General features: G+C 46.9%; 23 protein-coding genes, 3 pseudogenes and 1 riboswitch. Of the genes and pseudogenes, 8 read left to right on the top strand and 18 right to left on the bottom strand.

The window, feature by feature from the left end; translation table 11 throughout:
- The 3 genes from L693_RS30245 to L693_RS30240 form a co-directional block, all read right to left on the bottom strand.
- Entirely contained in the window at positions 1-165 is a 165-nt protein-coding gene (locus tag L693_RS30245; protein WP_155983930.1) for a hypothetical protein, read from the bottom strand.
- A gap of 186 nt (positions 166-351) precedes the next feature.
- Entirely contained in the window at positions 352-1,170 is an 819-nt protein-coding gene (locus L693_RS0124285; protein ID WP_025720725.1) for a nucleotidyltransferase domain-containing protein, read from the bottom strand.
- Between the two features lie 2 nt (positions 1,171-1,172).
- Positions 1,173-1,394 carry a hypothetical protein gene (locus L693_RS30240; protein WP_231503749.1) on the bottom strand — a complete coding sequence of 74 codons (222 nt, stop codon included), beginning with the start codon at positions 1,392-1,394 and terminating at the stop codon, positions 1,173-1,175.
- 234 nt (positions 1,395-1,628) lie between these two features.
- Here L693_RS30240 and L693_RS0124275 point away from each other — a divergent pair, with 234 nt between their 5' ends.
- On the top strand, positions 1,629-2,942 hold the full coding sequence (locus L693_RS0124275; RefSeq protein WP_025720723.1) for a helix-turn-helix transcriptional regulator: 1,314 nt from the start codon (positions 1,629-1,631) through the stop codon (positions 2,940-2,942).
- Positions 2,929-3,729, top strand: a complete 801-nt coding sequence (locus L693_RS0124270) for a WYL domain-containing protein (RefSeq protein WP_025720722.1) — start codon at positions 2,929-2,931, stop codon at positions 3,727-3,729. The genes L693_RS0124275 and L693_RS0124270 overlap by 14 nt, the downstream gene beginning before the upstream one ends.
- An 87-nt stretch (positions 3,730-3,816) precedes the next feature.
- Here L693_RS0124270 and L693_RS0124265 read toward each other — a convergent pair whose 3' ends face one another.
- Together L693_RS0124265 and cysK are read right to left on the bottom strand one after the other, a co-directional pair.
- Complete coding sequence (locus L693_RS0124265) at positions 3,817-4,794, bottom strand: aldo/keto reductase (RefSeq protein WP_025720720.1); 978 nt, start codon at positions 4,792-4,794, stop codon at positions 3,817-3,819.
- A gap of 48 nt (positions 4,795-4,842) precedes the next feature.
- The gene (gene cysK, locus L693_RS0124260) at positions 4,843-5,766 is read right to left on the bottom strand and encodes a cysteine synthase A (RefSeq protein ID WP_025720719.1); all 924 of its coding nucleotides are present in this window, start codon (positions 5,764-5,766) and stop codon (positions 4,843-4,845) included.
- A 187-nt stretch (positions 5,767-5,953) separates the two neighbouring features.
- On the opposite strand from cysK, the gene L693_RS0124255 reads away from it, so the two are divergent.
- Both L693_RS0124255 and L693_RS32525 read left to right on the top strand, forming a co-directional pair.
- A complete protein-coding gene (locus L693_RS0124255; RefSeq protein ID WP_025720718.1) occupies positions 5,954-7,162 on the top strand; it encodes an MFS transporter in 1,209 nt (402 codons plus the stop codon).
- A 157-nt stretch (positions 7,163-7,319) separates the two neighbouring features.
- Positions 7,320-7,856 carry a DUF1036 domain-containing protein gene (locus L693_RS32525; RefSeq protein WP_081752204.1) on the top strand — a complete coding sequence of 179 codons (537 nt, stop codon included), beginning with the start codon at positions 7,320-7,322 and terminating at the stop codon, positions 7,854-7,856.
- A 122-nt stretch (positions 7,857-7,978) separates the two neighbouring features.
- Here the strand turns inward: L693_RS32525 and L693_RS0124245 are convergent, their stop codons facing one another.
- The 3 genes and pseudogenes from L693_RS0124245 to L693_RS0124235 all read right to left on the bottom strand — a co-directional run.
- A complete protein-coding gene (locus tag L693_RS0124245) occupies positions 7,979-8,977 on the bottom strand; it encodes a glycosyltransferase (protein WP_025720717.1) in 999 nt (332 codons plus the stop codon).
- Positions 8,974-9,972 (bottom strand): aminoglycoside phosphotransferase family protein, encoded by a 999-nt coding sequence (locus L693_RS0124240; protein WP_049825268.1) that lies wholly within the window; start codon positions 9,970-9,972, stop codon positions 8,974-8,976. The genes L693_RS0124245 and L693_RS0124240 overlap by 4 nt, the downstream gene beginning before the upstream one ends.
- 183 nt (positions 9,973-10,155) lie before the next feature.
- Positions 10,156-10,542: pseudogene (locus L693_RS0124235) on the bottom strand (pectate lyase); the annotation flags it as partial.
- Positions 10,543-10,678: 136 nt separating this feature from the next.
- Here L693_RS0124235 and L693_RS0124230 point away from each other — a divergent pair.
- Positions 10,679-11,251, top strand: coding sequence for a shikimate kinase (locus tag L693_RS0124230; protein ID WP_025720713.1), 573 nt, complete (start codon positions 10,679-10,681; stop codon positions 11,249-11,251).
- A gap of 107 nt (positions 11,252-11,358) precedes the next feature.
- Here L693_RS0124230 and aroD read toward each other — a convergent pair whose 3' ends face one another.
- From aroD to L693_RS0124195, 7 genes are all read right to left on the bottom strand, one after another.
- The gene (gene aroD / locus L693_RS0124225) at positions 11,359-12,123 is read right to left on the bottom strand and encodes a type I 3-dehydroquinate dehydratase (RefSeq protein ID WP_025720711.1); all 765 of its coding nucleotides are present in this window, start codon (positions 12,121-12,123) and stop codon (positions 11,359-11,361) included.
- A gap of 280 nt (positions 12,124-12,403) precedes the next feature.
- A complete protein-coding gene (locus L693_RS0124220; protein WP_025720709.1) occupies positions 12,404-13,405 on the bottom strand; it encodes a Gfo/Idh/MocA family protein in 1,002 nt (333 codons plus the stop codon).
- A 203-nt stretch (positions 13,406-13,608) separates the two neighbouring features.
- On the bottom strand, positions 13,609-14,250 hold the full coding sequence (locus L693_RS0124215; RefSeq protein WP_025720707.1) for a deoxynucleoside kinase: 642 nt from the start codon (positions 14,248-14,250) through the stop codon (positions 13,609-13,611).
- Entirely contained in the window at positions 14,247-14,870 is a 624-nt protein-coding gene (locus L693_RS0124210; protein ID WP_025720705.1) for a deoxynucleoside kinase, read from the bottom strand. The genes L693_RS0124215 and L693_RS0124210 overlap by 4 nt, the downstream gene beginning before the upstream one ends.
- Positions 14,871-15,040: 170 nt before the next feature.
- Positions 15,041-15,640 (bottom strand): response regulator transcription factor, encoded by a 600-nt coding sequence (locus L693_RS0124205; protein ID WP_025720703.1) that lies wholly within the window; start codon positions 15,638-15,640, stop codon positions 15,041-15,043.
- On the bottom strand, positions 15,637-16,770 hold the full coding sequence (locus L693_RS0124200) for a sensor histidine kinase (protein WP_025720702.1): 1,134 nt from the start codon (positions 16,768-16,770) through the stop codon (positions 15,637-15,639). Before L693_RS0124200 ends, L693_RS0124205 begins: the two co-directional genes overlap by 4 nt.
- Before the next feature lie 67 nt (positions 16,771-16,837).
- Positions 16,838-17,893 carry a fatty acid desaturase gene (locus L693_RS0124195; RefSeq protein ID WP_025720700.1) on the bottom strand — a complete coding sequence of 352 codons (1,056 nt, stop codon included), beginning with the start codon at positions 17,891-17,893 and terminating at the stop codon, positions 16,838-16,840.
- A gap of 219 nt (positions 17,894-18,112) precedes the next feature.
- A riboswitch (ZMP/ZTP riboswitch) is annotated at positions 18,113-18,198 on the top strand.
- Between the two features lie 116 nt (positions 18,199-18,314).
- Between L693_RS0124195 and L693_RS0124190 the strand changes: the two genes are divergently transcribed.
- From L693_RS0124190 to L693_RS0124180, 3 genes are all read left to right on the top strand, one after another.
- Positions 18,315-19,181, top strand: a complete 867-nt coding sequence (locus L693_RS0124190) for a bifunctional 5,10-methylenetetrahydrofolate dehydrogenase/5,10-methenyltetrahydrofolate cyclohydrolase (protein WP_025720698.1) — start codon at positions 18,315-18,317, stop codon at positions 19,179-19,181.
- Positions 19,178-19,813: a cyclodeaminase/cyclohydrolase family protein gene (locus tag L693_RS0124185; RefSeq protein ID WP_025720696.1), complete on the top strand. Its 636-nt coding sequence runs from the start codon at positions 19,178-19,180 to the stop codon at positions 19,811-19,813. The genes L693_RS0124190 and L693_RS0124185 overlap by 4 nt, the downstream gene beginning before the upstream one ends.
- A 212-nt stretch (positions 19,814-20,025) precedes the next feature.
- Positions 20,026-21,537, top strand: a complete 1,512-nt coding sequence (locus L693_RS0124180; protein ID WP_025720693.1) for a stalk domain-containing protein — start codon at positions 20,026-20,028, stop codon at positions 21,535-21,537.
- A 126-nt stretch (positions 21,538-21,663) separates the two neighbouring features.
- On the opposite strand, the gene L693_RS0124175 is transcribed toward L693_RS0124180, so the two are convergent.
- The 3 genes and pseudogenes from L693_RS0124175 to L693_RS0124165 all read right to left on the bottom strand — a co-directional run bounded on the left by L693_RS0124175 (position 21,664) and on the right by L693_RS0124165 (position 24,678).
- Positions 21,664-22,491, bottom strand: coding sequence for a carbohydrate ABC transporter permease (locus tag L693_RS0124175; protein ID WP_025720691.1), 828 nt, complete (start codon positions 22,489-22,491; stop codon positions 21,664-21,666).
- 12 nt (positions 22,492-22,503) lie between these two features.
- Positions 22,504-23,402, bottom strand: a pseudogene (locus L693_RS0124170) (carbohydrate ABC transporter permease).
- A 21-nt stretch (positions 23,403-23,423) separates the two neighbouring features.
- Positions 23,424-24,678 (bottom strand): annotated as a pseudogene (locus L693_RS0124165) (ABC transporter substrate-binding protein).
- Positions 24,679-24,684 lie beyond the last annotated feature (6 nt).

The following is a 24,684-nucleotide window of genomic DNA, read 5'->3' as shown; positions in this document are numbered from 1 at the left end:
TCAAATGGATGTGGCAAAAAGCAGCTTTGTTTTCTCAATAATATCAGAAGGAGCCTTTAGCAGGGAACCGCAGTTGAAGGGAGGTTGCGGATCATATTCTGTTGCGAGCTGAACCAGCTTCGCATAATCATCCCCACATTCCCAAGCAACGATCTGCAACCCCATGTCAATACCGGCTGAAACGGGGTTAACCAAGGGAGGAATATACCGGAGTTTTGTTAATAAAGACGAGATAGCAGCAGAAGCGTTTGAATATGCAGGACAGGTATTATGGAGTCACGTTTCTGCCGCTGTGGAGGGTCGAAAGCGACCATTCCTATCCTGTGCTGCCTACTCCCCTTCCTCCCCCGCTTATGCTTCCCATACTTCCTTTACCGCAGCGCGGAACAAATCATCCAGCTGCTGATCACGCTCCCCCTCCATATGCCGGAGCAAAGGTGCTGTCTGTTCAAAATAAGCAATTTGCTGCTGTATAAAATCATTCAACACCAAAAGCTGTGGCTCAATATCAAGTTCCTCGCCCGCCTTTTTACGCTCCAGCAAATGCCCAATGACCTGATAAAGCTCTGTATCTGAGGGAATTAATGCCTCCAGCAGCGTTTCAAATTCCAGCGGAGGCATGCTGTTATACCGTTCAATCCAGCCGCAAGCCAGCAGCGGGCGCAGTACATAAAAATACTTTTTGATCCTCACCTGTTCTCCCTGCAAATAATCCCGGTAGTTCCCCCGTGCCATATTCAGATAGTGATACATACAGGACTTGGAAGAGAAGGTTAGCGGCGATATAGCACGAATCTGATCAGCCACCGAATATTGCTCCAGGTAGGGAATCGGGGATTGCAGCCATTCCAGCAAGGGCGGATTGGACTTGCGAAACAAACTAAGCGCCTTTTTCAAATCCCAGCCGTTCATATCCAGCAAATCACTGATCGGACGCTCAATCACATCCCGTTTGTCAAAAATGGACAAATACCATTCCATCGGCCTTACATAGATAAAACGCACATCATAGTCACTGTCCTGTGAAGGAAATCCCCATGCCCGACTGCCTGACTCACAGGCATATACAATACGCACCTGCTCCTTCTGCTCCAAGGCTCGCAGCTCACGCAAAATCGTTGCGCGCATGTCCGGCTTGATTAAATCGTGCTTCCGTTTCATATCGCTCATGCTTATCCCCCCATATATTTTAACGTATCCCATACCTTGAGTACATGAAGCGCTGCATACCGATTGGAGGAGATCACTGGACTCCAAAGTCCCGTTGCAACGAGCTGTTCGCCTACTCCTTCGTAAGAAAACAATATTTGCAACAGCATACCCAGGCATTGATGCGCTTTATACTCTGGTCCCAAGCCCGGCAAATCAGCAGGGGCAGCATGCTCATAATCCATGGATATTACGCCTTGTTTTTGATTCTTCCAAACATGCTGCATCACCTTTCTGTTATGTGTTGCTTCTTGCTCATCATGGTTACCTTGTATCCCTATGATCCTTGATTTTGAAAGTCGTGAACATGGTGAAAGTATTACAAGGATGAATAAATTTCCTTTTTCCTGCTTCCCTTCCCTGTTAAAATAAAGGGATACTTGTTTTCGCAGAACGGCAACAGAAATGGGGAATTCACCATGGCGAAAGAGAGCTTTGATAAAGAAATTCAATTTCTGCGCCTGCTGACATTAACAAGCGGTGCTTACAATCGGCAGCAATTTGCAGACAGACTGGGCATTTCGATACATACCTTCGATAAGACGATCCGGCGGCTCAAGGAAATCGTCCAATCCGTGCAGCAGCAGCTACCGGCAGAGCAGGGACATGACTTTAATGAGATGCTGCGCTTTAATTATTATGAATCCGCTGATCCATTACTGTTATTTCTGTTTCGAGCCAAATCGCTCAAGGAATCGGAAAGCGTCCGTTTGGCTTTACTGCTGACAGCACTACAATCACAGCCCCTGACCACCATGGAGCTGCTGGATGCCTGCTGTGACGGACTGGCTCCCGACAGTACGCTGCCGGATGAAAAAACCATCCGCTCGGACCTGAAATACCTGGTCGAAGTCGGCGTAGTTCGCAAGGAGCCAGGTGGCAGACCTTACCGCTATGCTGTCCGCAATGATCTGCTCACAGGGCTGACGGATGAGGAATTACTGGACTTATATGACTTTGTAGACATTATGGCCAACACTCAGCTTCCCTCTGTGCAGGGATACCTGTTGCGAGATCATTTGAAAAAAGCGATGCGCCGTCAAGACGGAGATCGAGATATGGCGGAACCTTTTTTATACAAGTATCACTACTACTCACGCATTCTGGACGAGGCCCATATTCACCCGCTCTTGCATGCCATTCGGCAACGGCGCTATGTGAGCTTTTTATATTTTTCGACGACCAAACGCAGCATGTACGGGTCACAGAATACCAATCCGCTGTTTGAAAAGGAGACGGAAGGTCGGAGGCATACGATCCTGCCCCTGCAGGTCATCTATGATCACCAATATGGGCGCTGGTACGTGCTGGGGCACGTGGGCGGCAAAGGAATCATGAAGTTCCGCTTGGAAGGCATGACGCAACTGGTGGAGGGGAAGCCCGTGCCTGAGCAGTATTTTGCCGACCTGCTGGCGATGTTGGAAGAAAAAATGCGGTATAGCTGGCTTGTGGATACTGGACGCGCTGTGAAGGTCCGGGTGCGCTTTTTTAATCCTGAGGGTGCGAAGCGCAATTTTATTCGGGAACGTGTGCTGTTACAGGGACAATGGGGTACGATTACGGAGGAAGAAAGCGAATCCTTTATCTATGAAATTATAGTAAACGGTATTACCGAGATTAAACCATGGATTCGCAGCTTCGGATCAAGCTGTGAAGTATTGGAGCCAGAGCGGCTGCGCAAGGAATTCAGGCAGGAATGGAAGGAGCTGCAAGCCTATTATGAGCCTGTTTGAGAAAATATTTAACTATCAGATCGTCTCACGACTGGATGAATCGGGTGCTTTTGCCACCACCTCGCAGGAAAGGGTCTGGCTACAATCCATGCTGGCAGACGCGGCGGCGGTAGAGGCTTTCACCCCTTCGATGCTGGATAAGCTTCGGTTAATGCTGGCAGACGATGAACTGCTGGAGGCCGATGGGAGCTTGAAGGAAAAGGCAGGCAGCTCGGCTACCTCCGTCTACCATCCGCTCCTGCGTGTATTGCGTCCCCTCCTGCGGTCCGGTTCAGGCATCAGTATGAGCTACCGACTGCGTAACGGGTGTATGCATGAGCGAATGCCCGGTTTCCCATATAAGCTGGAGTTTTCCATGGTCAAGAAGGAATGGAGCCTGCTATGGTATAACCGACGACACCGGGCGCTGATGTCCACCAAGCTGTCCAATATCGTAACCGTCACCACAGAGGAGCTTTCCCCTGAAGAGGCGGAGAAATTCACCCAGCGTATACTCGGTATTCTGGAGTCACGCAAGGAACAGGGCATCATTGAAATTATTCCTATATACAACGCGGAAATGTCCCGTATTTTATATGCTTTTTCCTGTTTTGAAAAAGAGGTTGAATATGTTCAGGAAATAGATACCTATCGTATTACGCTCACTTTTCAGGCTGATGAATGTGAATACGTGCTATCCAAAATCCGTTTCCTCGGCAAACGTGTCAAGGTCGTTCAGGGCGACCGACTGATTTCCCGTATGAAAGAAACAATCACCAAGGCCCTCGCACGGTACGAAGAGGAATAGCTCTATTGAGAAAATACAGGATGTATCCACACGTAAAAAGACCCTTCCTCGTCCGTTTATTAGACAAAGGAAGGGCCTTTTTACGAGTTACGGCAAGGCTTGTCCGCGTGCGCTGACGTACAATTCATACCATTCCTCACGGGTCATTAGCTCGCTCTGACGTTCCGCATCCTGACACGCCCTGATTCGTTCAGGATTGGCGCTGCCAATAACGGGCTGAATCCGTGCCGGATGCTTCATAAGCCAGCCCAGGACGATAGCTTCACATGTCGTTTCCTTTTCAGTAGCCAGCTTATGCACCAGCTCTGCCGTCTTGCGAACATGCTCAGGCTCTCCGTCCAAAGGTCCTCCGCTAAAACGTCCCTGTGCCAGCGGTCCCCACGCTTGAAGCTGAATATCCTCTGTTTGGCAATATTCCAGCAAGCCTTCGCCAAAATGTACATTCGTCCCCGCCTGCTGATTCACATGCACGGTCTGATCTACAAAATGCAGATGTGCCAGGCTCATCTCCAACTGATTAACGACCAATGGCTCCGTCAGGCTGCGCTCCAAAAAACGAATCTGGCTTACATTCATATTGGAAACGCCAAAATGCCGGACTTTGCCGGACGCCTTGAGCTTGCCGAACGCCTCTGCTACTTCCTCCGGTTCTACCAGCGGATCGGGGCGGTGCAGCAGCAGAATGTCCAAGTACTCAGTTCCCAAACGCTTCAAGATGCCATCCACGGACTCCATAATATGAGCATATGAGAAGTCAAAGCGACCCGGGAGTGCACCATCCGGCAGGAAAATCCCGCATTTGGACTGAATTACGATTTGTTCACGCAAACCGGGTTGTCTCTTTAAAATCCGGCCGAAAATTTCTTCCGCTTTCCCCATACGGTAAATGTCCGCATGATCGAACATTGTAATTCCGATGGAACGTGCCGCTTCTATGGCTCTTTCAGCTTCGATGATATGCTCCTGCGTATACGGGGCATGACTCCATTCTCCACCAAAAGGCATACAACCAAGCACCAGACGACTATCAGAAATTCCACGTTTCTGTAAAGGCATAATCTTCATAATGCTCCTCCTTCAACCCCCAAAAAATATTTGCGTCATGAAGCCTTTTTATCCGAATATCCCCATGCTCAAATAACGCTCTCCAGTGTCTGGCGCAATACAAAGCACCCGTTTGCCCGCTCCCAAGCGCCGGGCTTCCTGTATGGCCGTCCAAATCGTAGCTCCACTGGAGGGCCCCACGAGAATCCCTTCCTCGGCAGCAATCGCCCGGGTCATTGCAATCGCATCCTCATCGGAAACCTGTACGATTTCATCATAAACCTTCGTATTCAGTACGTCAGGAATAAATCCCGGACTGGTGCCAACCAGCTTATGTGGACCGGGTTTTCCCCCGGACAGCACTGGCGAACCCTTCGGCTCTACCACGACAACCCGCAGATCCGGCAAATGCTGGCGCAGCACCTCACCCGTTCCCGTAATCGTACCGCCCGTTCCCGAAGAGGCGACGAACACATCCAGCCTTCCTTCCGTCTGCTCCAAAATTTCAAGTGCCGTCGTTGTACGATGAATATCCGGGTTAGCCTCATTTTCAAATTGATGCGGGATAAAGCTTCCCTCAATTTCAGCCCCCAATTCGAGCGCCTTGCGGATCGCGCCGGGCATTCGTTCCTCTGCCGGGGTCAGCACAACCTCAGCCCCGTATGCTTTTAAAATATTGATTCGTTCCCTCGTCATATTCGACGGCATCACCAGAATCGCACGGTAGCCTCGCGCAGCTGCATTCATCGCAAGTCCGATACCCGTATTGCCGCTGGTTGGCTCAATAATGGTGCCTCCCGGCTGTAGATGCCCCGCCTTTTCAGCCTCGGCAATCAGGTTGCCTGCCGCCCGATCCTTGACACTGCCGCTTGGATTAAAATATTCCAGCTTTACATACACCTCTGCATCCTGCGGCCCTGTGAGCCGTTGCAACCTTACACAAGGTGTATCTCCAATTAAATCAGTAATATGATGTACCACTTTAAGTGTCATCGTTGTTCCCTCCTTGAGTGTTCCCTACTAACAAAATAACATAATTAGCTGCTTCCTACCCGCCGCCTTTGTAAACTATATAAATCTTATCTATTTAGTGTGTAAAATTCTTGCAAAATGGGTCGCCAGATATCGACTGTAATGATATACTCGCATTACTATTTTTTCAGGAGGATACAAGAAACTTATGAGTAGTCAAGAACATATGACAGCTAATCGCTTTCCCCCTTCCTTGCTATGGCTGACACTTGGCGCCTTCGCCATCGGGATGACCGAATTTGTCATTATGGGACTTCTGCCCAATGTAGCCCATGATCTTCATGTTACGATTCCACAAGCCGGACAGCTTATTACCAGTTACGCGCTGGGCGTAGCCATTGGCGCACCTGTGCTTACCGTATTAACTCACAAGGTGCCGCAAAAAAAACTGCTTTGCCTGCTAATGGCCATATTTATTTTAGGCAATCTGTTCTCCGTCGTTGCCCCCAACTACGAGCTTCTCATTGTGGCCCGCATGGCTACCGCGTTATCACACGGAACCTTTTTGGGCGCCGGTTCCTTGATCGCCGCCAGACTGGTTCGTCCTGACAAGCGGGCTGGTGCCATTTCTATGGTACTGACCGGATTGACCGTAGCGAACATTATCGGTGTGCCGTTTGGTACCTTTATTGGGCAGCAGCTCGGCTGGCGAGCCTCGTTTGGAGCCATTGTCGTGATCGGCCTCATTTCTCTTTTGGGCATCATTCGTTATATCCCGGTTATTCAGCAGGACAAGCCTTCCAGTCTCAAACAGGAAGTCCGAAGTCTGTTTAATCCAAAGGTGCTGCTAATGCTGCTCACAGGGGCTATCGGCTGTGGGAGCCTGTTCTCTGTCTTTACGTACATCACGCCTCTGCTTACCGACATTAGTGGCTTTGCCGAGCACAGCATTACGTGGATTCTCGTCCTGTTCGGACTCGGTGTAACCATCGGCAACATCGTTGGCGGCAAGCTCGCAGATTGGAAGTTGCTGCCGTCCTTGATTGCAAACTATGCTGTACTGGCCATTATTCTGGCTATTCTGACGTTTACGCTTCAAAGCAAGGTACTGGCGGTCATCACTGTCTTTATATGGGGGATTGCCGCGTTCGGCATCATGCCGGGGATTCAGGTTCGCATCATGAACCTGGCCTATGAAGCTCCTTTGCTCTCCTCCACCTCCAGCCATTCCGCATTGAATCTGGGTAACGCAGGTGGTGCTTTTATCGGTGGAGTCGTTATTAATCAAATGGGGGTGGCTGCTATCCCATGGGTGGCATCTCTGATCACCGTCGGCGGCCTGCTACTGATGCTGGTCAGCTACATGATGGATCGCAAGACGGCTCATACTAAAGCAGCAACAGAGACACAATCATAGAATCGTTCAGTTTGTTGGACAGTGTACAGCTACCAATTGGACCGCAGCAATAAATGGCGGCGTATCTCTAAAAATAGCAAGTTGGACGTAAACGAATGGTTTATTTTTCACAGATTAGAGGATATTGTCCAGTCCCTTCTTCTAAATTCCTCATAGTATGACAGTGCAATACCAATTTATGAGGAAAGAAGTGCGTATGATGAGCCTTTATTTTACTAACAACACAAGTAACACTATCTATGCTGCCTATGCTTATCCTAGTTCCGACTGTCACCCCATCAGTTATTCTAAAATCGGCTGGTATCGGATAGCGCCTGGTGATACGAGGGAAGTATGGAGCGGGTCCGTAGGGGGAACCACATTCTATTATTATGCTGAAGATAACTCCGGAAATACGTGGCCAGGTACGTACTATACACGCCTTCCGAGAAGTACTAGCCGTGATTTTCACTGGTGTTGGAGCTATAGCAGCGGATCATCCAGACGAGTGGGGCTGCGTAGACTCCCCATTGATGAATCTGTAGTTAATTTCACTCTCGAGTTCGTCACCAGTACAAGAAAAAGTCAACCGACATCAAAGACAACTCGTACGGCGTTACCTTCCAAATCCGGGGAATCCGGCATTCGCAGAATTCCGAGAAGACCGGTTCGATTTAAAAAAGGAACCCCGATGCCAGTAAAGTCCAAATCATAAGTCAGTGAATTGTAACCCGCAAAATGGACATTTTGAAAAAAAGTGACCACCTTGCGGGTTATTTGTGTTTTAATTCCGGACGCTCAGACGCGTGTTGAAACCACAGTATTTTGCCTCGCCGTTCAGCTTAACCAACGGTCAAAGAAATCCCGATATCCCTGCTTCATCACCTTACTTGAAAACTGTTCCATGGCGTATGCCTGATTCTCCATCGAAACCCGGCGAGGTGAGGCGGCAGCCATATTGACCAGCTCGAACCAGTTTTTCTCATTTCCTGAAAATGAATGTGTGGAGCTGATATGTCCATAGCAAGGATGCTCCGGCTTGACGACGATTTTTCCCATGGCCAGCGCTTCGGTCAGCGGCATCGCGAACGTGTCGAATTTGGAGCAGCTCCAATATACCTTCGCCGTGTTCATCAGCGCAAACACCTCATCCTGCGTCAACGCAAATTGAAGCTTCACATTGTCAGGGATGTCATATTTCTTCATGCTTTCCTTGTAGCGCTCACCGCCAAACACCATGTAGACATCCTTGTCGGGATTATGCCGCGCATACTCCAGTACCAGATCAGGACGTCGATTCTCCTCATCTCTACCAATCCACATCACCCGGTTCTCCACAACCTGCGCAGGGTCGAAGTGCTTTTCCACCAGCCGCTCATTAAAGCCAATCGGGATGACCGTCACATCGGTTACGCCAAACCTGGATGCCATCTCTTGCTTGAGAAAAGGGGTCTGCACAATAGCCTTATCGACGATCTGATAAAAAGGCTTCATCATCTCATAGCCTGTAAGCGCCGGATCAGGAAAACTGTGTGGAAAAAGCACACTCTTTTTAAAAAACATGTTCAGATATGTAAAACCGGATACCGTATAAATCACGTGCTCAATCTGCTGCTCATGGAGCTGGTCCAGAACGATATCATAATTGACCAGATCACCCTTTTCGTGCTCATACCCCGGCAGCCAGTCATGGCTGCTCACATGGCGCTCCGGGGATACAAATACAATATCCACTCCCAATTCCAGCCCAATCTGCTTCAGACGTTCTGCAAAAATGCGAGGACCCTGCGCTTCAGCAAATTGTATTTTTCTCATGACCAAACCGACTTTTTTCATCTAGCTCCCCACTTTCTTTGTCCCCATTCCATCATCGCTGCACATTCGTTCAAGCAGGCTAACGTTTCTCCCCGTTGAGCCTCTAATTGCTCTTTTGACCATTTGTCGCCGTTTCTATGCTGGCTCGTTCCAAGCCTCTGTAAATCACTTTGAATTAGCAGCAGCATCCACAGCGAAAATACCACAGCAAACATGCCATATTCCAGTAAAAATATCGCTCGATCCACTCTTATCCCCAACAGCTCCAGCTGCTCCAGATACGTGTCCAGCATACGGATACGCAAATCGGACGTCATACGACGTGGGAACAACGGATGGGACATGTCGATCAGATGGTACACATCCCACAGCGGTATGTTCAGATGAGCATGCTCCCAGTCCAGCACTATAAGCCGTTCCCCGCTTAGCGCATAGTTCCCCGGATGAAGATCACCATGCGACAGTACAAGCTGCTGCGAAAAAGACTGGTGCTCCAGCCGTACATAAATACCCTGCACCTGTTGCTTGGAGAATCCCAATGAACTGCAAAGCTTCAGCACCTCAGGCTTACGCTCGTACAGTTCAGAAGCCATCTCCTTAATGAGTGGTTTCGGACCGCGCAGCGGAATGCCAGTAAAACGATCTGTCGGCAAAGCATGCCACCACGCGACAAGTCCAACAGCTCGCAACATCGTTTTTTCTTCATGTAAATGGTGCAGCGAACCAAGGTCCTCGAGGATCATCCATTCCCCTCTGCCATCCGTGCCTGCATTAGACCAGGCCAGCAGTTGGGGATAGATGGGTGGCAACGAAGCAAGCACATGCTCATATACCCATTTCTCCCGCCCTTCCTGCTCATCATTGGTTAGCGGCTTGAACACATAACTTTCAGAAGGCGATACGTAAAAACGTTCTACATGTCGACCATTCGTACCTGTATATAAAATTTCACGATTCCGTGCCAGCGTATCATTCAAAGTACCGTCAACATTCACATATGGATGAAAACAATTCATGGCTACCCAACTTTTTTTGTATAAAATGTAATAGCACGATCATATCACAGTCCTCGTTCCAAACGAAGTCCAGATCTCCTTCGTGTAAATTGACGTACCCAAAAGGGCTATCCAATCAGATCCACTCGACCTGTTGGACAGCCCCTTTTCATATCCGTACTCCTATCCTATACTACACTCCAATTAATATTTAGTATTCCCGGACTCGCTCGTATTACCGGAAGCAAAGCCTTTGAACAATTGTGGCACATTGTGATAGCGAGTATTCGTAATTTTAGCTTTGCTATTAGGACCGTCTGATCTCAGGATCGAATCCTTTACGTTGGAAATATCCGAGTTATCCACGGTCATATTTACTCTGAATTTAGAGCCTCCCAGTTGACGAACCAGCTTTCCAATATCATCGGCTCTAAAGTTTTTAATGTTAATCGTGCCTTCCGCATTGATTTGGAACACTTTGTCATAGGCGTGGTACGCTCCGCCGCCCGTAATGTTTACCGTGCCTGGTTCTTTAAGCGTCAAGGCATCTTCACCTACATCCTCCCACGTTACGTTGGAAATAGTCCCGTGAGCATTACATTATGAGCTTGTGCCTCGCTTCTGATATGATCTATGCTATTGAATGCGGCGTTTGATGAACGTATAATGTATTTAGTGCTTTGAAGCGTTACATCTCAACATTACTGGTGAGAAAAGAGTGGTTATGGTGCAAAACAATAGAGAGATTCCATTAAGAGAACAAAATATTGTGCTCATTGGCTTTATGGGCGTAGGCAAAACAACGATAGGTTCCCATCTTGCGCGCAAGCTGTACCGGGATTTCGTGGATATTGACCAGGAAATTGAACAAGAGTACAACATGCCAACGACAGAGATTTTCAAAACATACGGGGAACAACGGTTCCGCGAAATTGAAAAAGAGCATATTCTGAAGTTATGCCGCAATACCCGTCTGAAAATCATTTCCGTGGGTGGGGGTGCATTTTTACAGGAAGAGGTGAAGCAGGCTTGCTTGGCTTCATCTATTGTTTTCTTCCTGGATTTGAATTGGAATTCCTGGAAAGATCGGCTTAAGATGCTGATTGACACCCGCCCAAATTTGCAAAACAAGACGTTGGCCGAAATTGAAGATCTTTTCCGTTCCAGACAGAATATTTATGCGGTAAATCACTCCAAGATTGATACAGATCAGCTGGATGCGGAAGAAGTCGCAGACTATATTATCCAAACTCTGAATCTGGGTTGGGAGCTGTATCAGCCTACTCGGGGATTGAATTAGAATTAAGAACTACAAAAAAAAGGAAGACCCAACCATGCATTGCGTGAGGGCCTTCCTTTTTTGTTTACTGTGGATGACAGCTTATAGACTGTAATGCCATGCATCATTTAAGAGTGGTGATGTAGTACCGTCAAAATCTCTCTCAATTCGGTGACAGGAATCTGCCCCGGCGCAGAAGCTTTCTTGGCCGCCCCAAAGGTCAGAGCCGAACCAAACAGTTCTCCGGTCAGACGGCTCACGACACCTTTCCCCGCCATCGACATTGTAATGATAGGCCGATCCGCATGCTCCTCCGCCATCGTACGCGTTGCATCCAGCAAGGTCAGCACATCGGCTGTATTGGTAGGCATAACCGCTATTTTAGGCAGATCGCCACCCAATTCCTGCGCCTTTCGCAACCGGGATACGATTTCCTCCTTCGGTGGCGTCTTCTGGAAATCATGGTTGGATATAATCACATACACTTTATGCTGATGCGCAGCTTCCACCAGTGTCTTCACATCGGCTTCCTCGTTAAAAAGCTCGACATCAATGATATCTACTTGTCCCGTCTCGACCACCGTGCGGTTCAACTCTACATAACTCGCCGCACTGATCTCTTTTTCCCCGCCTTCCCGAGCACTGCGAAATGTAAAGACGAGTGGAATATTCCCTAACATGGTCCGAATTTCCTTCAAGGCAGCCTTTACTTGCTCCAAGTCCTCCACATGCTCAAAAAAATCGACTCTCCACTCTACGATATCGAGATCTAGTGTGCGTAAATAAGCAGCCTCTTCCTTCAGTTGCTCCAGCGTTTCTCCCACCATTGGAACACAGATTTTAGGTGCTCCTTCCCCGATCAGTACATCTTTCACCTTTACTATTTTTTCCATATCTATCTCACTCCCAGATTACAGTTTCAAATCGAACATATACAATAATTCATAGTATAGCGCATTCTGAATAAGCATGCAGATGATTGGACCCGGTTTGTTGGCTTACTCTGGATCAAGTGCGATTTTAAGGAACAATTTGCGAACGTTTTACCAATCTCTGAGCAGGTCGTAAGTTTTACAGGCACATCGGCGGACATCCCTGTAAAAAAGTGAAAAGGATATCCTCACAGCCAACGAGGCCGCAGGATATCCTTTTTAAATGCAAAAATTCAATAGACTAATGTGTAGACGTATTTTTCAAATCCGCTTCATAATGAAGTCCGATCTGTTGTCTTGCATCCTCCATCACCTCAGCGACTGCAAGTGAACATTCCAAGGAGTTAATGGAACTGTTGCGCTCTCCCATTTTGATCAGATCAATAAACTCCTGAATTTCATAATACATCGGCTCATGTGTCTGAGCTTTCGTCAAATCCTCAATGGTACCGTCCCGATAATGGATTTTCACCTCATAGGGCTGACTGATTTTGTCGATCACCATCGTTCCGTTCTCACCTTGAATTTCAGCAGGCAGATAGGAATCGGAAATTTTGGAATACATAACGACCGCATCCATATCAGGATACCGCATCGCAATACTACCCTCACCATCGACACCAGAGGACAAGAGTACACCAACTGCACGAACCTCCTCCGGTTTGCCGAATAATACCACCATGGGATATAAGCAATACACACCCAAATCCATCAAGGAACCATTGGAAAAAGCCGGATTGAAGGCATTCAACACCTTGCCTTGCTTAAAAGCATCAAAGCGTGAGGAGTATTGACAATAGCTTGCAAAATAACGCCGAACCCGGCCTATTTTATACATATGCTCCTTTATGATTTTAAAGTTGGGCATAAGCGTGGATTTAACAGCCTCCATCAACAGAACATTGTTGTTGCGTGCGGCTTCGATCATGCTCCGAACCTCCGTTGAATTCGAAGCAAACGGCTTCTCACAGAGCACATGCTTTCCGTGATTCATACACAAAATCGCCTGCTCCGCATGCAAGGAATTGGGACTGGCAATATAGACGGCATCCACCTGATCGCTTGCAGCCATTTGGGCCAGGTCTGTAAAAACCTCTGGTTGGCTGTTATATTTGGCAGCAAAAGCTTTGCCCTTATCCTCCGATCGTGAATACACCGCGGTCAGGGAAAATTCGTCCGTCTCTACCCCGGCTTGAATAAACCTCTCGGTTATCCAGTTGGTTCCAACAATACCAAAACGCATCACTATATCCCATCCTTCCCGTGAGTCATTCTCATTTGAATATATGTATCCATTCTCGCATTCTAGCCTAGGCTTGTCCACTATATCGTAGGGTTATCTTGTTCTTCAACAACTTTTATTCGACAAAAAAGACTGTAGTTATCAGATCCATTTATTTCTGATTGTACCACAGTCTTTGTATGTTTTTTGCTGGTTTTATACCTTTATTTTTTGGAAATGACCTTGCCTACTTCTGTCAAAATGGCATCCATGGAAGCCGGGTCATGTACATCATATTCATCAATGTTCAGACGCAGGACAGGGCAGGCATCAAACTCGTTAATCCAATTGGAATATCGGCGATGCATTTGCTCCCAATAGGCTCTCTCGGTCCGGATCTCCATCTCGCGACCGCGTTCCTCAATCCGACTCAGTATGGATGGCAGGCTGCCTTCCAGGTAGATCAGCACATCAGGGTGCGGGAAAAACGGTGTCATTACCATCGCCTCAAACAAGCTAGTGTAAGTTTCATAATCCGTAGGGCTCATTGTTCCCTGGTCGGCATGCATTTTCGCAAAAATGCCTGTGTCCTCATAAATGGAACGATCCTGCACAAAGCCTCCACCGGATAAGAAAATATTTTTTTGCTCTTTGAAGCGCTCAGCGAGAAAATAAATTTGCAGATGGAAGCTCCATCTTTCAAAATCATGATAAAACTTTTCCAGATACGGATTATGATCAACCTGCTCCAAAGAGGTTTTAAAGCCCAGGCGTTCAGCCAAAGCAGCCGTTAGCGTGGATTTCCCCACACCTACCGTGCCCGCTACCGTAATCAGGGCATTCGCGGGGATATTGTAATTACTCATTGAATAAGCTCCTTTATATCGGAAACAATTTGTTCGAACTGTGCCTGGTTTTCTACAAAATCAATCTCATTCCCATCTATGGTCAATATACGGGGCGAAGGGGACTGCTCAGCAAGAAACTGAATGCCTTTATCATAATCCGTAATTAATTGCTCCAGATAGGCAGGGTCCATCTCCTGTTCAAAGGAGCGGGCCCGCTTACGAATCCTGCCCAGCAAAGTATCCAAGTCGGCTCTAATATAGATAATGATGTCCGGCTTAGGCATGTCATCTGTCAGCAGATGATAGATTTGACGGTATTTGTCTCGCTTTATACCTTTAAGCGTACGTTCAGCAAAAATCAGATTCTTGTAGATATGATAGTCAGAAATAACAGGCTGAGCTTTCTCCAGATATTGCAGACCGGTGTCCTCCAGTTGCTTGTACCGGTTGCAGAGAAAGAACATTTCCAGTTGAAAGCTCCATTCATCTATATTCTGATAAAATTTATCGAGAAACGGATTTTCCTCGACAATTTCTTTAATAATCGGTATATGCAGCTCGGTTGAAAGCATCGAAGCCAACGTCGTTTTACCTGCTCCGATAGGCCCTTCAACAGCTATAAAAGGGGCATGTTTCATGCGTTCCATTCCTCCTTGTACTCCAGTCCATCCTGTGGACAACTATCCTATTGTATCACAAGGAAGTGTGCTAACCGCATATCAAATCTATGGATAAAACAAAAAAACAGAGCTGCCATATCTTGCTTCATAGCCGTCTCTGTTTCTGCTTAGATATTTCTGCTGGTCACTCATTTAAACCAGCCTTTTTCATTAAAACGTCTAATCGCCTCAATTCGATTGCTGACACCCAGCTTATCGAGAATGACTGAGATGTAATTACGTACCGTCCCTGTCGTTAAATACAGTTCACCAGCAATCTCCTTTGTGTTCTTCCCGTCAGCAATGAGCGCCAATACAGTCTTCTCACGCTCAGTCAGCGGGTTGACCTCGGCATAAGCATCATCGACCAGTTCCGGGGCATAAATGCGACGACCTGCTAAAATGCTGCGAATGGAGGAAGCCAGCTCTTCACTGGGACTATCCTTGAGCAAATAGCCGTGGGTACCTGCCTTGATGGCCCGTTCAAAATACCCGGGGCGAGCAAATGTGGTCAAAATCATCACTTTGCAGTTCAAGCCCTTGAGTTCATCAGCCGCGTCCAGTCCACTCTTTATCGGCATTTCGATGTCCATGATGCATATATCCGGCTGATGCAGCTTGACCAGCTCTACAGCCTCTTCTCCATTACTCGCTTTTCCAACTACTTTCATATCCTCTTCCAAGTCCAGCAGCGAAGCAAGAGCGCCCAGCAGCATACGCTGGTCTTCTGCAATGACAATTCGTATCATGGCCCCACCTCCTCGTTCGGCCTTTCAGTGATATTCGGCACTTTAATGACCAGAGTTGTTCCCTGATCTGAATGCAGCTCCATACATCCGTTCACAAATTCGAGTCTTTCCTTTATTCCTCGCAGGCCATGACCTCGAAAAACTGCATTTTCCCCTATAACGCCTGTCCCGTTATCCTGAATCCGAAGGGTCAATTCCTTCCGAGACGGCTCAATGGTGATAGAACAAGCGGTAGCTCCACTGTGCTTAACCACATTGGTTACCGCCTCCTTCATGCACATACTAAGCACATTTTCGTTCATTAACGACGTATGCTTCAGCTTCGGGTCGCCCTCCAGGGTCAATTCAATATGGGCAGCCTTTAAAATCTGCCGAATGCGCAGTAACTCATCCTCTAATCGCATGCCGCGCATTTGAGTCACCATTTCCCGTACTTCTTTTAACGCGCTTCTCGCCGTAAGCCGAACATCGTTAATTTCAACACGAGCCCGCTCCGGGTGCTGATCCATCAGTTTGCCCGCCAAATCGCTTTTCAGCCCGATGAGTGACAGCTTCTGACCCAAGGTATCGTGCAGATCACGTGCAATTCTCTGGCGCTCCTCCAGCTTAATCAGTTCCGATATTTTCTTATTGGCATCCTCTAATTGTACCTGAAGCCGATCACTTTTGTTACGATTAAAATTCGTGATCGGAAGGAGAATCACACCAATCAGATTGAGCAAAATAAAAGGAATCTGTTTAATAAAAACAGGATTTTCAGAAACAAAACCATAATTGATCAGTCCAATGGTAATAACCATCAGGAGAATATACAGTGTTGTGAATGCGGCTTTACTTTTAATATTACCGATCAGATAAGCAATAAATATGGAAAAATACATATAGCTGAACAGCAGCGTCATGGTAATTGATATAACAATCTGTACACTGGTCCAGAAGTATATGAGCCAGCCTTTCGAGACAAAAGCCAGTACATAACAAGCAAAAAACACTAAAATAATCGCCGTGCCCAGGATAATATGACTTGTCGAGGAGGAGCTGAAGTAATAAAAGGGCAGGATATAAAAGACAACCCACACATAAGGGCTAAGTCCCGTATTTTTTTGGAAAATCTGATACCATTTTTGCATCCTGCTCACCCTTCTCTCCTTCACCTTGCTTTTATCCCTTATCTTATCATATCGAAATGCGTACAATTCATTTTCTTTCTGTGCTCACAACAGGTGCAGGAATGGGTTTGGTAACGGTAACACGTTTGCCCAGCAGCGGCTTCACTTGTTTAAAGGTCAAAAAGGTTTTTGTGCTTTCATCCCAAAGCCGGAACTTCAAAGATTGCAGACTGCTGCTCATAGTGATGGTGGTTGCTTTTTGCAGCAATGGTGTCGCTTCATGTGCCTTCTCCAGATTATAATTCGGCACTTTTGGACTCAAGTGATGGACATGATGAAAACCGATATTCCCCGTAATCCATTGCAATACTTTAGGAAGCTTGTAGTAAGAGCTGCCCTCTACAGCTGCATTGATATAGCTCCACTCTTCATCATGCTCAAAATATGAATCCTCAAACTGATGCTGCACATAAAACAGCCAGATTCCCAGCATGCCTGAAACAAAAAAGATAGGCACCTGTATCAGAAGAAACGACTGCCAGCCGATAGCCCAACACAACAATGCATATAAGGCAACGATAGATATATTTGTAACATAAGTGTTTATTTTTTCCTTGCGCTTCGCTGTTTTGACGTTAAACCGATAGGTAAGCAAAAAAGTATAGATCGGACCTAATCCGAACATAACCCAAGGATTCCGGTATATGCGATAAGCCAGCCGTGTCCATATAGAAGCCTGTGCGTACTCTTCTACCGTAAGTACCCACATATCACCTGTACCTCTTTTGTCGAGATTACTGCTGGTTGCATGGTGGACGGCATGACTATTTTTCCATTGATGATACGGACAGAGCGTAATGATACCTGTAATCGTTCCTACAATGTCATTCAGCTTGCGACTTTTGAAGAAGGACTGATGACCACAATCATGAAAAATAATGAATGTCCTTACCACAAACCCCGAGGCAATAACGGCAATCGGAAGCGTCAGCCAATAGGATACCGACAGACTGAGATAAGCCGCATACCATAGCAAGATCAGCGGGCCCAAAGTGTTAATAAGCTGCAGAACGCTGGATTTGGTGTTTATTTTTTCGTAAGGAGCCATATTTTTTTTCAATTGTGCTAATGGAAGTTGTGCCATACTTAATGTTGATCCTCCTTTAAAATGACGCCTGTACCTTGATCTCGTCAGACGTGCATGTAGATCTAACCTCAGTATAAGGAACAGCCTCTCACCGCTGTAGTCATAAACGTCAGTTCGAGAGTATGACATTTGTCATATCATTAAATCAGTACAGCTATTTGCCAATGGTTCACGGGTTTATTTCCGGGAGAATATTTGTTAATATATAAAGTAAATAACGCTGTATGTGACTGGCGAAGTCAGTGGAATAAACCACGAGGGAGCATACAAACAAAAGCGTGCCGTTCGCCTGGGAGAAGTATTTGCAGAGGATTCGTCTGTCTTGACGACCTTGTGCAAATACTTTTTTGCGTTTACAAGACCCTGACACCCTGTTGATTCCATCATTAGCGCGATAAATTCAGAGGAGGCTTGAGCTATGGCTATTATTATGAAATCCAAAGAAGCAGCCGAGCAAGTGTATGCGACGATTCGTTCCCAGGTGGAACAGTTAAAACAGCAAGGACATCGTCCCCATCTGGCAACCCTATTGGTAGAAGGTGATCCCGCCTCTGCCTACTACGCCCGAACCAAGCAAAAAATAGCGGAGAAGCTGGGCATCTCCTTTCATCTTCATACCTTTGACCGCCATGTTAGAGAAGCCGAGCTCCTTCACCTGATCGACAGCCTGAATGAAGCTTCTCATGTACACGGCATTATGCTGGAATTGCCCCTTCCCCGGCATCTATCCGCATCCGTCATTAAACAGTCCATCGCCCCGTACAAGGATATTGATGGAATTACCCCGGGCAATAAGCTGGCTACTGTCACAGGCGAGGCTGGACTGTATCCTGCTACACCTCAAGCCTGTATTGAACTGCTCAAGCATTACGGTCACACCTTGGCAGGCAAAAATGTCACGCTTGTCGGCATCGGCCAGACTGTGGGACTCCCCCTTTTTCACATGCTGCAAAGAGAAAATGCTACCGTCACGGCCTGTCATGCGGGCACACGCGATATTGCAGAGCATTTGAGTCATGCAGACATTGCCTTCGTCGCAGTCGGATGCCCTGATGTCATTACTCAGGATATGGTGCATCCCGGTCTTATTTTGGTAGATGCGGGAATTAATGAGACGCTGGAGGGGAAAATAGTGGGGGATGCCGCTTTAGACGTTGGGGAAAAGGTGCATGCGATTTCTCCCGTGCCCGGCGGTGTCGGTACATTAACGACGGCAATCTTGTATAAAAATCTGCTCAAAGCGATTGATCTGCAACAATACTCCCGAGAGGTGGTTTATTCATGAGTGAACTGTCGTGGAAGGATTCCATCGGACATTTTCTGAAAGAGGCTGGAAGCGCAGCTCCTACACCCGGCGGAGGAAGTATATCCGCATTGGCTGCGGCACTGGGGGCCGCTATGACCTCCATGACCGCCAACCTTTCACAAGGAGAAAAATTCGCACACATCCACGAGCCAATCACTGAAGTGATTCGTAGCATGGAAAACCTGACTTCACGCTGTGAGGAACTGATGGCTGCAGACATCCGCTCCTTTGAACAGTACATGACGGCGCTAAAGCTACCCAAAGAAACAGACGAAGAGAAGCGTTATCGTACCCATTCTCTACAGACCGCAGTGATCGCTGCCATTGAGGTACCCATGCGCTTGCTGGAAGTAAGCCGGGATGGATTGTCTCATGCCTACCGTATTGTGGAGGCGTCCAATAAAAATGTCATTTCTGATCTTGGCATAGGTGCAATCCTGTTTGAAGCTGCTGCTCAATCCGCCCTGCTTACCGTTGACATTAACCTTGCCTCACTAAAGGACTTGGATGTCAAACAATCCTATGAAGCCAAAACAGCTGCACTCATGCGTGAAATTGCACAAATCAAAGAACAAACCCTAATGATCGTGCGCAGCCGAATAACGGGCTAATCCATTGGAAGAACCGTCCCAAGTTATCCCTGCTCCCATGCTCAAAAAATAGCCTCCAAACCCGTTTATAATCGTGGGTTTGGAGGCTATTTTATTGGAATTTATCAATTTGTGGAAAACCTTTCTAAATATTCAACGTCTATTGATACGGGTATATTTCCCAAGAAATTATTTTTATCTTATATCATTTATGAAGAAATGAGGAAAGGCGAATGAAAAGACGGACTCTATTACTCAGTATGATCGCGTTATTATTATTCAGCTCTAATGCATGGGCGGCCGAAAAGGAGTCTACTTCCCGTATTCGTTCTTATGATTCCGGGAGTCTGATTCAATCCGATGGAAGCTTATGGTTGTGGGGCTATAATCAATCTGTTCCTACTCGCGTAGAAGATAAGCCGGACGTTGTAAAAACATTTTCTAATATCATCAACGAAGGCGACCTGGTATTTACCTTACAAGATCATTCCGCTTGGTATGTACCCAGAGACAACATTTCTGAATCCGTGAAATTCATTCCTCTGGAAGGACTACAGAACCTCGCAGCTGTAAGTGGTTTAAATCATGTGCTTGCCCTGAGCACCGAAGGCAGCATATATTTCGCTGATCGACTCAACAATGACGACATCTTGGGTCCTTTTCAACCTCTATCCGGCGTCGACGGGGTTGCAGATATAGACAGCTATTATGAAGAAAGACCGGAATATGAGGAAGGCTGGATCTTCTTGAAAAAGGACGGCAGTGTGTGGAAAAACACAAAAGGCTTGCAGGGTTTTAAACCTGTTTCCTCCTTAAAGGATATTACGGCAATCGCGAAAAATATAGCCTTAAAAAAAGACGGTACCGTATGGACATGGCCCAAGGAATTTGATACAAATGCCACCTTATCCGATACTATATCTGCTGCGCAGATTCAATCCCTAACAGGAATCCAGGCGATTAAATCCAATGGTCGTACCTATCTTGCGATGGATCGGCAAGGCCGGCTGTGGTTCTGGGGTGCTACAGTCACAGGCTCCTCGGATGCTACAACCTATCATAACGAAAATACTCCTGTACTGTTGACGGGTGTAAAGAATGTTAAAGACGCCTTCATCGTTGAGCGTTCCATTCTTGCACTGACCACAGAGGGAAATGTTTATGCAGCGTCCTTGGACGGAGAAAAATTATTGCCGAATGCCCACTTTACATTACTGGCTCAACATATTCAAAGCATCAAAGCAGGCCCAAGACATGTAATCATGCAAAAAACGGACGGCACCCTGTGGGGCTGGGGGGTCAACAAGCATGCACAGCTTGGTATAGGGGATTATGAGTTTCTTTATAGTACGCCAGTTCCTGTACAAAAGCCGATTCTCGTCCGTCTTAACGGTATACCTGTTCCCCTGAGTAACGGTGTGATTACTAGAAACGGGCAGGCGTTTATTCCTCTCCGTTCTGTTTTTGACAAGCTGGGGGCCGAAGTCACCTTTGACTCCAACAATAAAGTAGCGAACATTATTCAGTCCAAGACTGGAGCTAATCCTGTCTCTCTACAATTGAATCTCAAAACCAGCCAAACAACAGTGAACGGTAGACCTGTCGAGCTTACCATCCCTCCTTTCACGGTGAACGGTATTGCCTATCTTCCTCTGCGATTAATCAGCGAGACGTTAGGGGCCAAGGTAGATTGGATACAAAAGGAAGGTACTATAACCATCACGACCGTCACCACGACAAAATAAGAACATTAACCTGTAGGACCGCCCCCTTTATTGATCCTACTCGTTCTTTTACGTAGATCTCGATAGCCTCTTGGATCATCAAAAAAGGGATATCTGCCCTGTATGGGTACGATATCCCTCTTTTCGTTATTTACCGCCCGTAAACGTGATTCCCTTGATAAAGTAACGATTAAAGAATGCATAAATAACGAGGATCGGTAGCGTACATATCATGGAAGCCGCCATAATGTAATTCCAATAGCTGATATATTGCCCCTTGAACGTATTTAATCCAAGCGGCAACGTAAACATTTCCGGGCTGGACATCACAATCAACGGTTTCATAAAATCATTCCACGACGCCATGAACACAAAAATAATCTGTGCTGCCAGTGCCGGACGGGCCAACGGAAGAACGATGCGAAAAAAAGCACCAAACCGTCCTAAGCCATCAATCTCAGCTGCCTCTTCCAGTTCTTTCGGAAAGCTGATAAAAAACTGGCGCATCATAAAAATATATGTCGCGCTGAGCATAGAGGGAATGATCATCCCCTGATACGTATCCAGCCAGCCAAAGCCTTTCAAAATCAGGAAATTCGGAATCATCGTAACCTGGGCCGGGATCATCAGTACACCCAGGATAATGACGAACAGCAGCTTTTTCCCCGGAAAATCCAACCGGGCAAGTGCATAGCCTGCCATAGAATTAAACAGCAGATTGAGCGCCGTAGTGACAATTCCAATCCCCAGGCTGTTCAACAGCCATCGACCAAATAAAGGTTGCTGAGTAAATATCATATTGTAGTTGTCGAAGGTAAATACCTTGGGAATAAAGCTGATTTTTCCGTTCACGATTTCTTCCAGCGGCTTGAATGACGATGACAACGCCCATAAAAATGGAACTATCGTAACAGCCGCGTAACCGATAAGAATCAAATACAATAGAATTTCCCCGATGCCTATTCGACGGTCCATGATGCTCCCTCCCTAGTTCAAAGACTCTTCCTTGGAAAACCTGCGCTGGATTAGCGTTGCGATTAAAATAATCACCGCCAATGTCATCGCCAGCGCAGCGGCGTACCCCATCGTGCCCAGGTTTTTAAAGGCATATTGATACACCAGCAATACGACCGTAAGCGTCGAGTTGTTCGGACCTCCTGATCCCGCCGAGAAAATATAGGATTGGTCGAACAGTTGAAATGTTCCGATTAATCCCATAATGACGACAAAAGAGGTCACAGGTCTCAAGCTGGGCATCGTAACGCTCCAAAATTTCTGGAAGGCGTTCGCCCCATCCAGCTCGGCAGCCTCATATAAGGAGTTTGGAATATCCTGCAGCGCGGCCAAGTAAATAACCATAAAAAAGGGAGCCGTCGACCAAATATTCATTCCCATAATAGAATGCAGGGCCACTCTCGGATCACCCAGCCAGTTATATATTGGCAAACCGACTGCACTCAACAGCTCATTAATTAGCCCGTTTTGATTGAACATCCACATAAAAATAAGGGTAAGCACAGCAGATGACGTAAGCGTGGGAAGAAAATAAATGACCCGGAATATTTTTTGTCCTTTCAAGCCCGCATTGAGAACAGCGGCCAGAACCATCGCCAGAATCGTTTGAATCGGAACAACCACAACAACATATTTTAATGTATTCCAGATGGCTATATGGGCGCGATTATCAACCGTGATACGGGTGAAATTTCGCAGACCAGCGAACTCTGAACTGGCAACGCCAAGCAGTTGAACTTTATGAAATGCAAGATAGATGGCATAGAAAATCGGACCAATAATGAAAAAAGCAGTACGAACAAGGTCGGCAGCAAAAACAAATACCCTTGAGCCGCTTCTTTAAATTTCCGTCTGGAAAGACTCCGCTTCATGTTGAACCCTCCGTCACTGTTTTAATCATAGAGCTGGAATTGAATTTCCCCATTGGCTTGATCTTGTGCCTCCTGAAACGCCTCCTTTAACGGTCTCTCACCGATATAAGCGCTTACAAATTGATTGTTGAAGTTATTAAATATGGTTGGAAGTGTAGGGCCTGCCGACCAAACAGTCGCATAAGGGGCGCCTGCAACAAGTGGGCCGAGTATCGGATCTTTATCGTACCCCAATTCCTTGGCGACGGATTGGCGAGTCGGAAGCTCGAAGCCTTTACTCGTCCAGGTTTTCATCCCCTGCTTGCCAGTCAAATAGGATATCAGCTCCCAAGAAGCTTGTTTTTGGGGTGAAGCGGCATTCATCACATACCCCACCGTAAAAGCCATCGTTCCTTTTTTATTATGAATCGTCGGCACCTCCGCCGTTCCGAAATCAATATTGGGGAATGTATTTTTCAAAAATGGAATCGACCAGTTCCCTTCCAGCACCATAGCCGCTTTTCCTTGACCGAACATCTACACCGGTCCAACTGGCACCAACATCGCTGGGCTGCGCTGCCGTTTTGTCGATCAAATGCTGATCCACATAAGGCTGAAGGGCATTCAACACTTGGGGTGCAGTGAAGTTGGCTCTGCCTTGCTTAACCACCTGTCCACCTGCCGACTGAGCAATAAAAAAGGTTCGTGCCAGTTCCGGGTTTTGCCCGAAACCATACACTTTATTGCCCTTCGTTAATTTCCGAGAGGCTGCCCGCAGCTCATCCCATGTTTTTGGAACCTCCACACCCGCTTCTTTAAGCATTTTTTTGTTGTAAAAAAGTGCAAGCGTGGAATACCCCTTTGGAAAACCATATATCTTTTCATCTTTTTGGAATGCATGTATCAGTGGTTTTTCAAAATCCTCCACATCAAAATCAGGGGAAACATAGGCATTAAGCGGTTCTAAAGCTCCCGTTTCAATCAGACCCGGTGCTTCAATAGCGTCCAAATAAAATACATCTGGGCCCTTGCCGCCAATTAGACGTGTCTTGATCACATCCATATACTGATCAGCGATCACTTCGCGTTTTACCTTGATATTCGGATGGCTTTGCTCAAAATCAGCCAGCACTTGATCTAGCAGCCTGGTCTCTTCCGGAGTAGAGCCCCAGCCTGCAAAAGTGATCTCGACCTTATCGCCTGTATCCTGGTTCTGCCCGCTGCCACAGCCAGTCAGCAGACTGGCAATCAAGGCGGTCAACACCGCCACAATTATGAACCATCTGATCGCTTTCATCCTCGT

Source organism: Paenibacillus sp. 1-18, assembly GCF_000520755.1.
Lineage (GTDB): Bacteria > Bacillota > Bacilli > Paenibacillales > Paenibacillaceae > Paenibacillus > Paenibacillus brasilensis.
Note: the sequence above shows the minus strand (reverse complement) of the source record. Positions and strands in the feature narration are given on the sequence as shown.

What these genes read in the sequence shown, in the direction of transcription:
- L693_RS0124220 (WP_025720709.1), bottom strand. Translation starts at nt 13,405, where the DNA reads ATGCGTTTTGGTATTGTTGGAACCAACTGGATAACCGAGAGGTTTATT.
- L693_RS0124240 (WP_049825268.1), bottom strand. Translation starts at nt 9,972, where the DNA reads ATGAATTGTTTTCATCCATATGTGAATGTTGACGGTACTTTGAATGAT.
- cysK (WP_025720719.1), bottom strand. Translation starts at nt 5,766, where the DNA reads ATGACACTTAAAGTGGTACATCATATTACTGATTTAATTGGAGATACA.
- L693_RS0124255 (WP_025720718.1), top strand. Translation starts at nt 5,954, where the DNA reads ATGAGTAGTCAAGAACATATGACAGCTAATCGCTTTCCCCCTTCCTTG.
- L693_RS0124210 (WP_025720705.1), bottom strand. Translation starts at nt 14,870, where the DNA reads ATGAAACATGCCCCTTTTATAGCTGTTGAAGGGCCTATCGGAGCAGGT.
- L693_RS0124275 (WP_025720723.1), top strand. Translation starts at nt 1,629, where the DNA reads ATGGCGAAAGAGAGCTTTGATAAAGAAATTCAATTTCTGCGCCTGCTG.
- L693_RS0124175 (WP_025720691.1), bottom strand. Translation starts at nt 22,491, where the DNA reads ATGGACCGTCGAATAGGCATCGGGGAAATTCTATTGTATTTGATTCTT.
- L693_RS0124200 (WP_025720702.1), bottom strand. Translation starts at nt 16,770, where the DNA reads ATGCAAAAATGGTATCAGATTTTCCAAAAAAATACGGGACTTAGCCCT.
- aroD (WP_025720711.1), bottom strand. Translation starts at nt 12,123, where the DNA reads ATGGAAAAAATAGTAAAGGTGAAAGATGTACTGATCGGGGAAGGAGCA.
- L693_RS0124215 (WP_025720707.1), bottom strand. Translation starts at nt 14,250, where the DNA reads ATGAGTAATTACAATATCCCCGCGAATGCCCTGATTACGGTAGCGGGC.
- L693_RS0124245 (WP_025720717.1), bottom strand. Translation starts at nt 8,977, where the DNA reads ATGAAAAAAGTCGGTTTGGTCATGAGAAAAATACAATTTGCTGAAGCG.
- L693_RS0124195 (WP_025720700.1), bottom strand. Translation starts at nt 17,893, where the DNA reads ATGGCACAACTTCCATTAGCACAATTGAAAAAAAATATGGCTCCTTAC.
- L693_RS0124205 (WP_025720703.1), bottom strand. Translation starts at nt 15,640, where the DNA reads ATGATACGAATTGTCATTGCAGAAGACCAGCGTATGCTGCTGGGCGCT.
- L693_RS30240 (WP_231503749.1), bottom strand. Translation starts at nt 1,394, where the DNA reads ATGGATTATGAGCATGCTGCCCCTGCTGATTTGCCGGGCTTGGGACCA.
- L693_RS0124270 (WP_025720722.1), top strand. Translation starts at nt 2,929, where the DNA reads ATGAGCCTGTTTGAGAAAATATTTAACTATCAGATCGTCTCACGACTG.
- L693_RS0124265 (WP_025720720.1), bottom strand. Translation starts at nt 4,794, where the DNA reads ATGAAGATTATGCCTTTACAGAAACGTGGAATTTCTGATAGTCGTCTG.
- L693_RS0124285 (WP_025720725.1), bottom strand. Translation starts at nt 1,170, where the DNA reads ATGAGCGATATGAAACGGAAGCACGATTTAATCAAGCCGGACATGCGC.
- L693_RS30245 (WP_155983930.1), bottom strand. Translation starts at nt 165, where the DNA reads ATGGGGTTGCAGATCGTTGCTTGGGAATGTGGGGATGATTATGCGAAG.
- L693_RS32525 (WP_081752204.1), top strand. Translation starts at nt 7,320, where the DNA reads ATGACAGTGCAATACCAATTTATGAGGAAAGAAGTGCGTATGATGAGC.
- L693_RS0124190 (WP_025720698.1), top strand. Translation starts at nt 18,315, where the DNA reads ATGGCTATTATTATGAAATCCAAAGAAGCAGCCGAGCAAGTGTATGCG.
- L693_RS0124185 (WP_025720696.1), top strand. Translation starts at nt 19,178, where the DNA reads ATGAGTGAACTGTCGTGGAAGGATTCCATCGGACATTTTCTGAAAGAG.
- L693_RS0124180 (WP_025720693.1), top strand. Translation starts at nt 20,026, where the DNA reads ATGAAAAGACGGACTCTATTACTCAGTATGATCGCGTTATTATTATTC.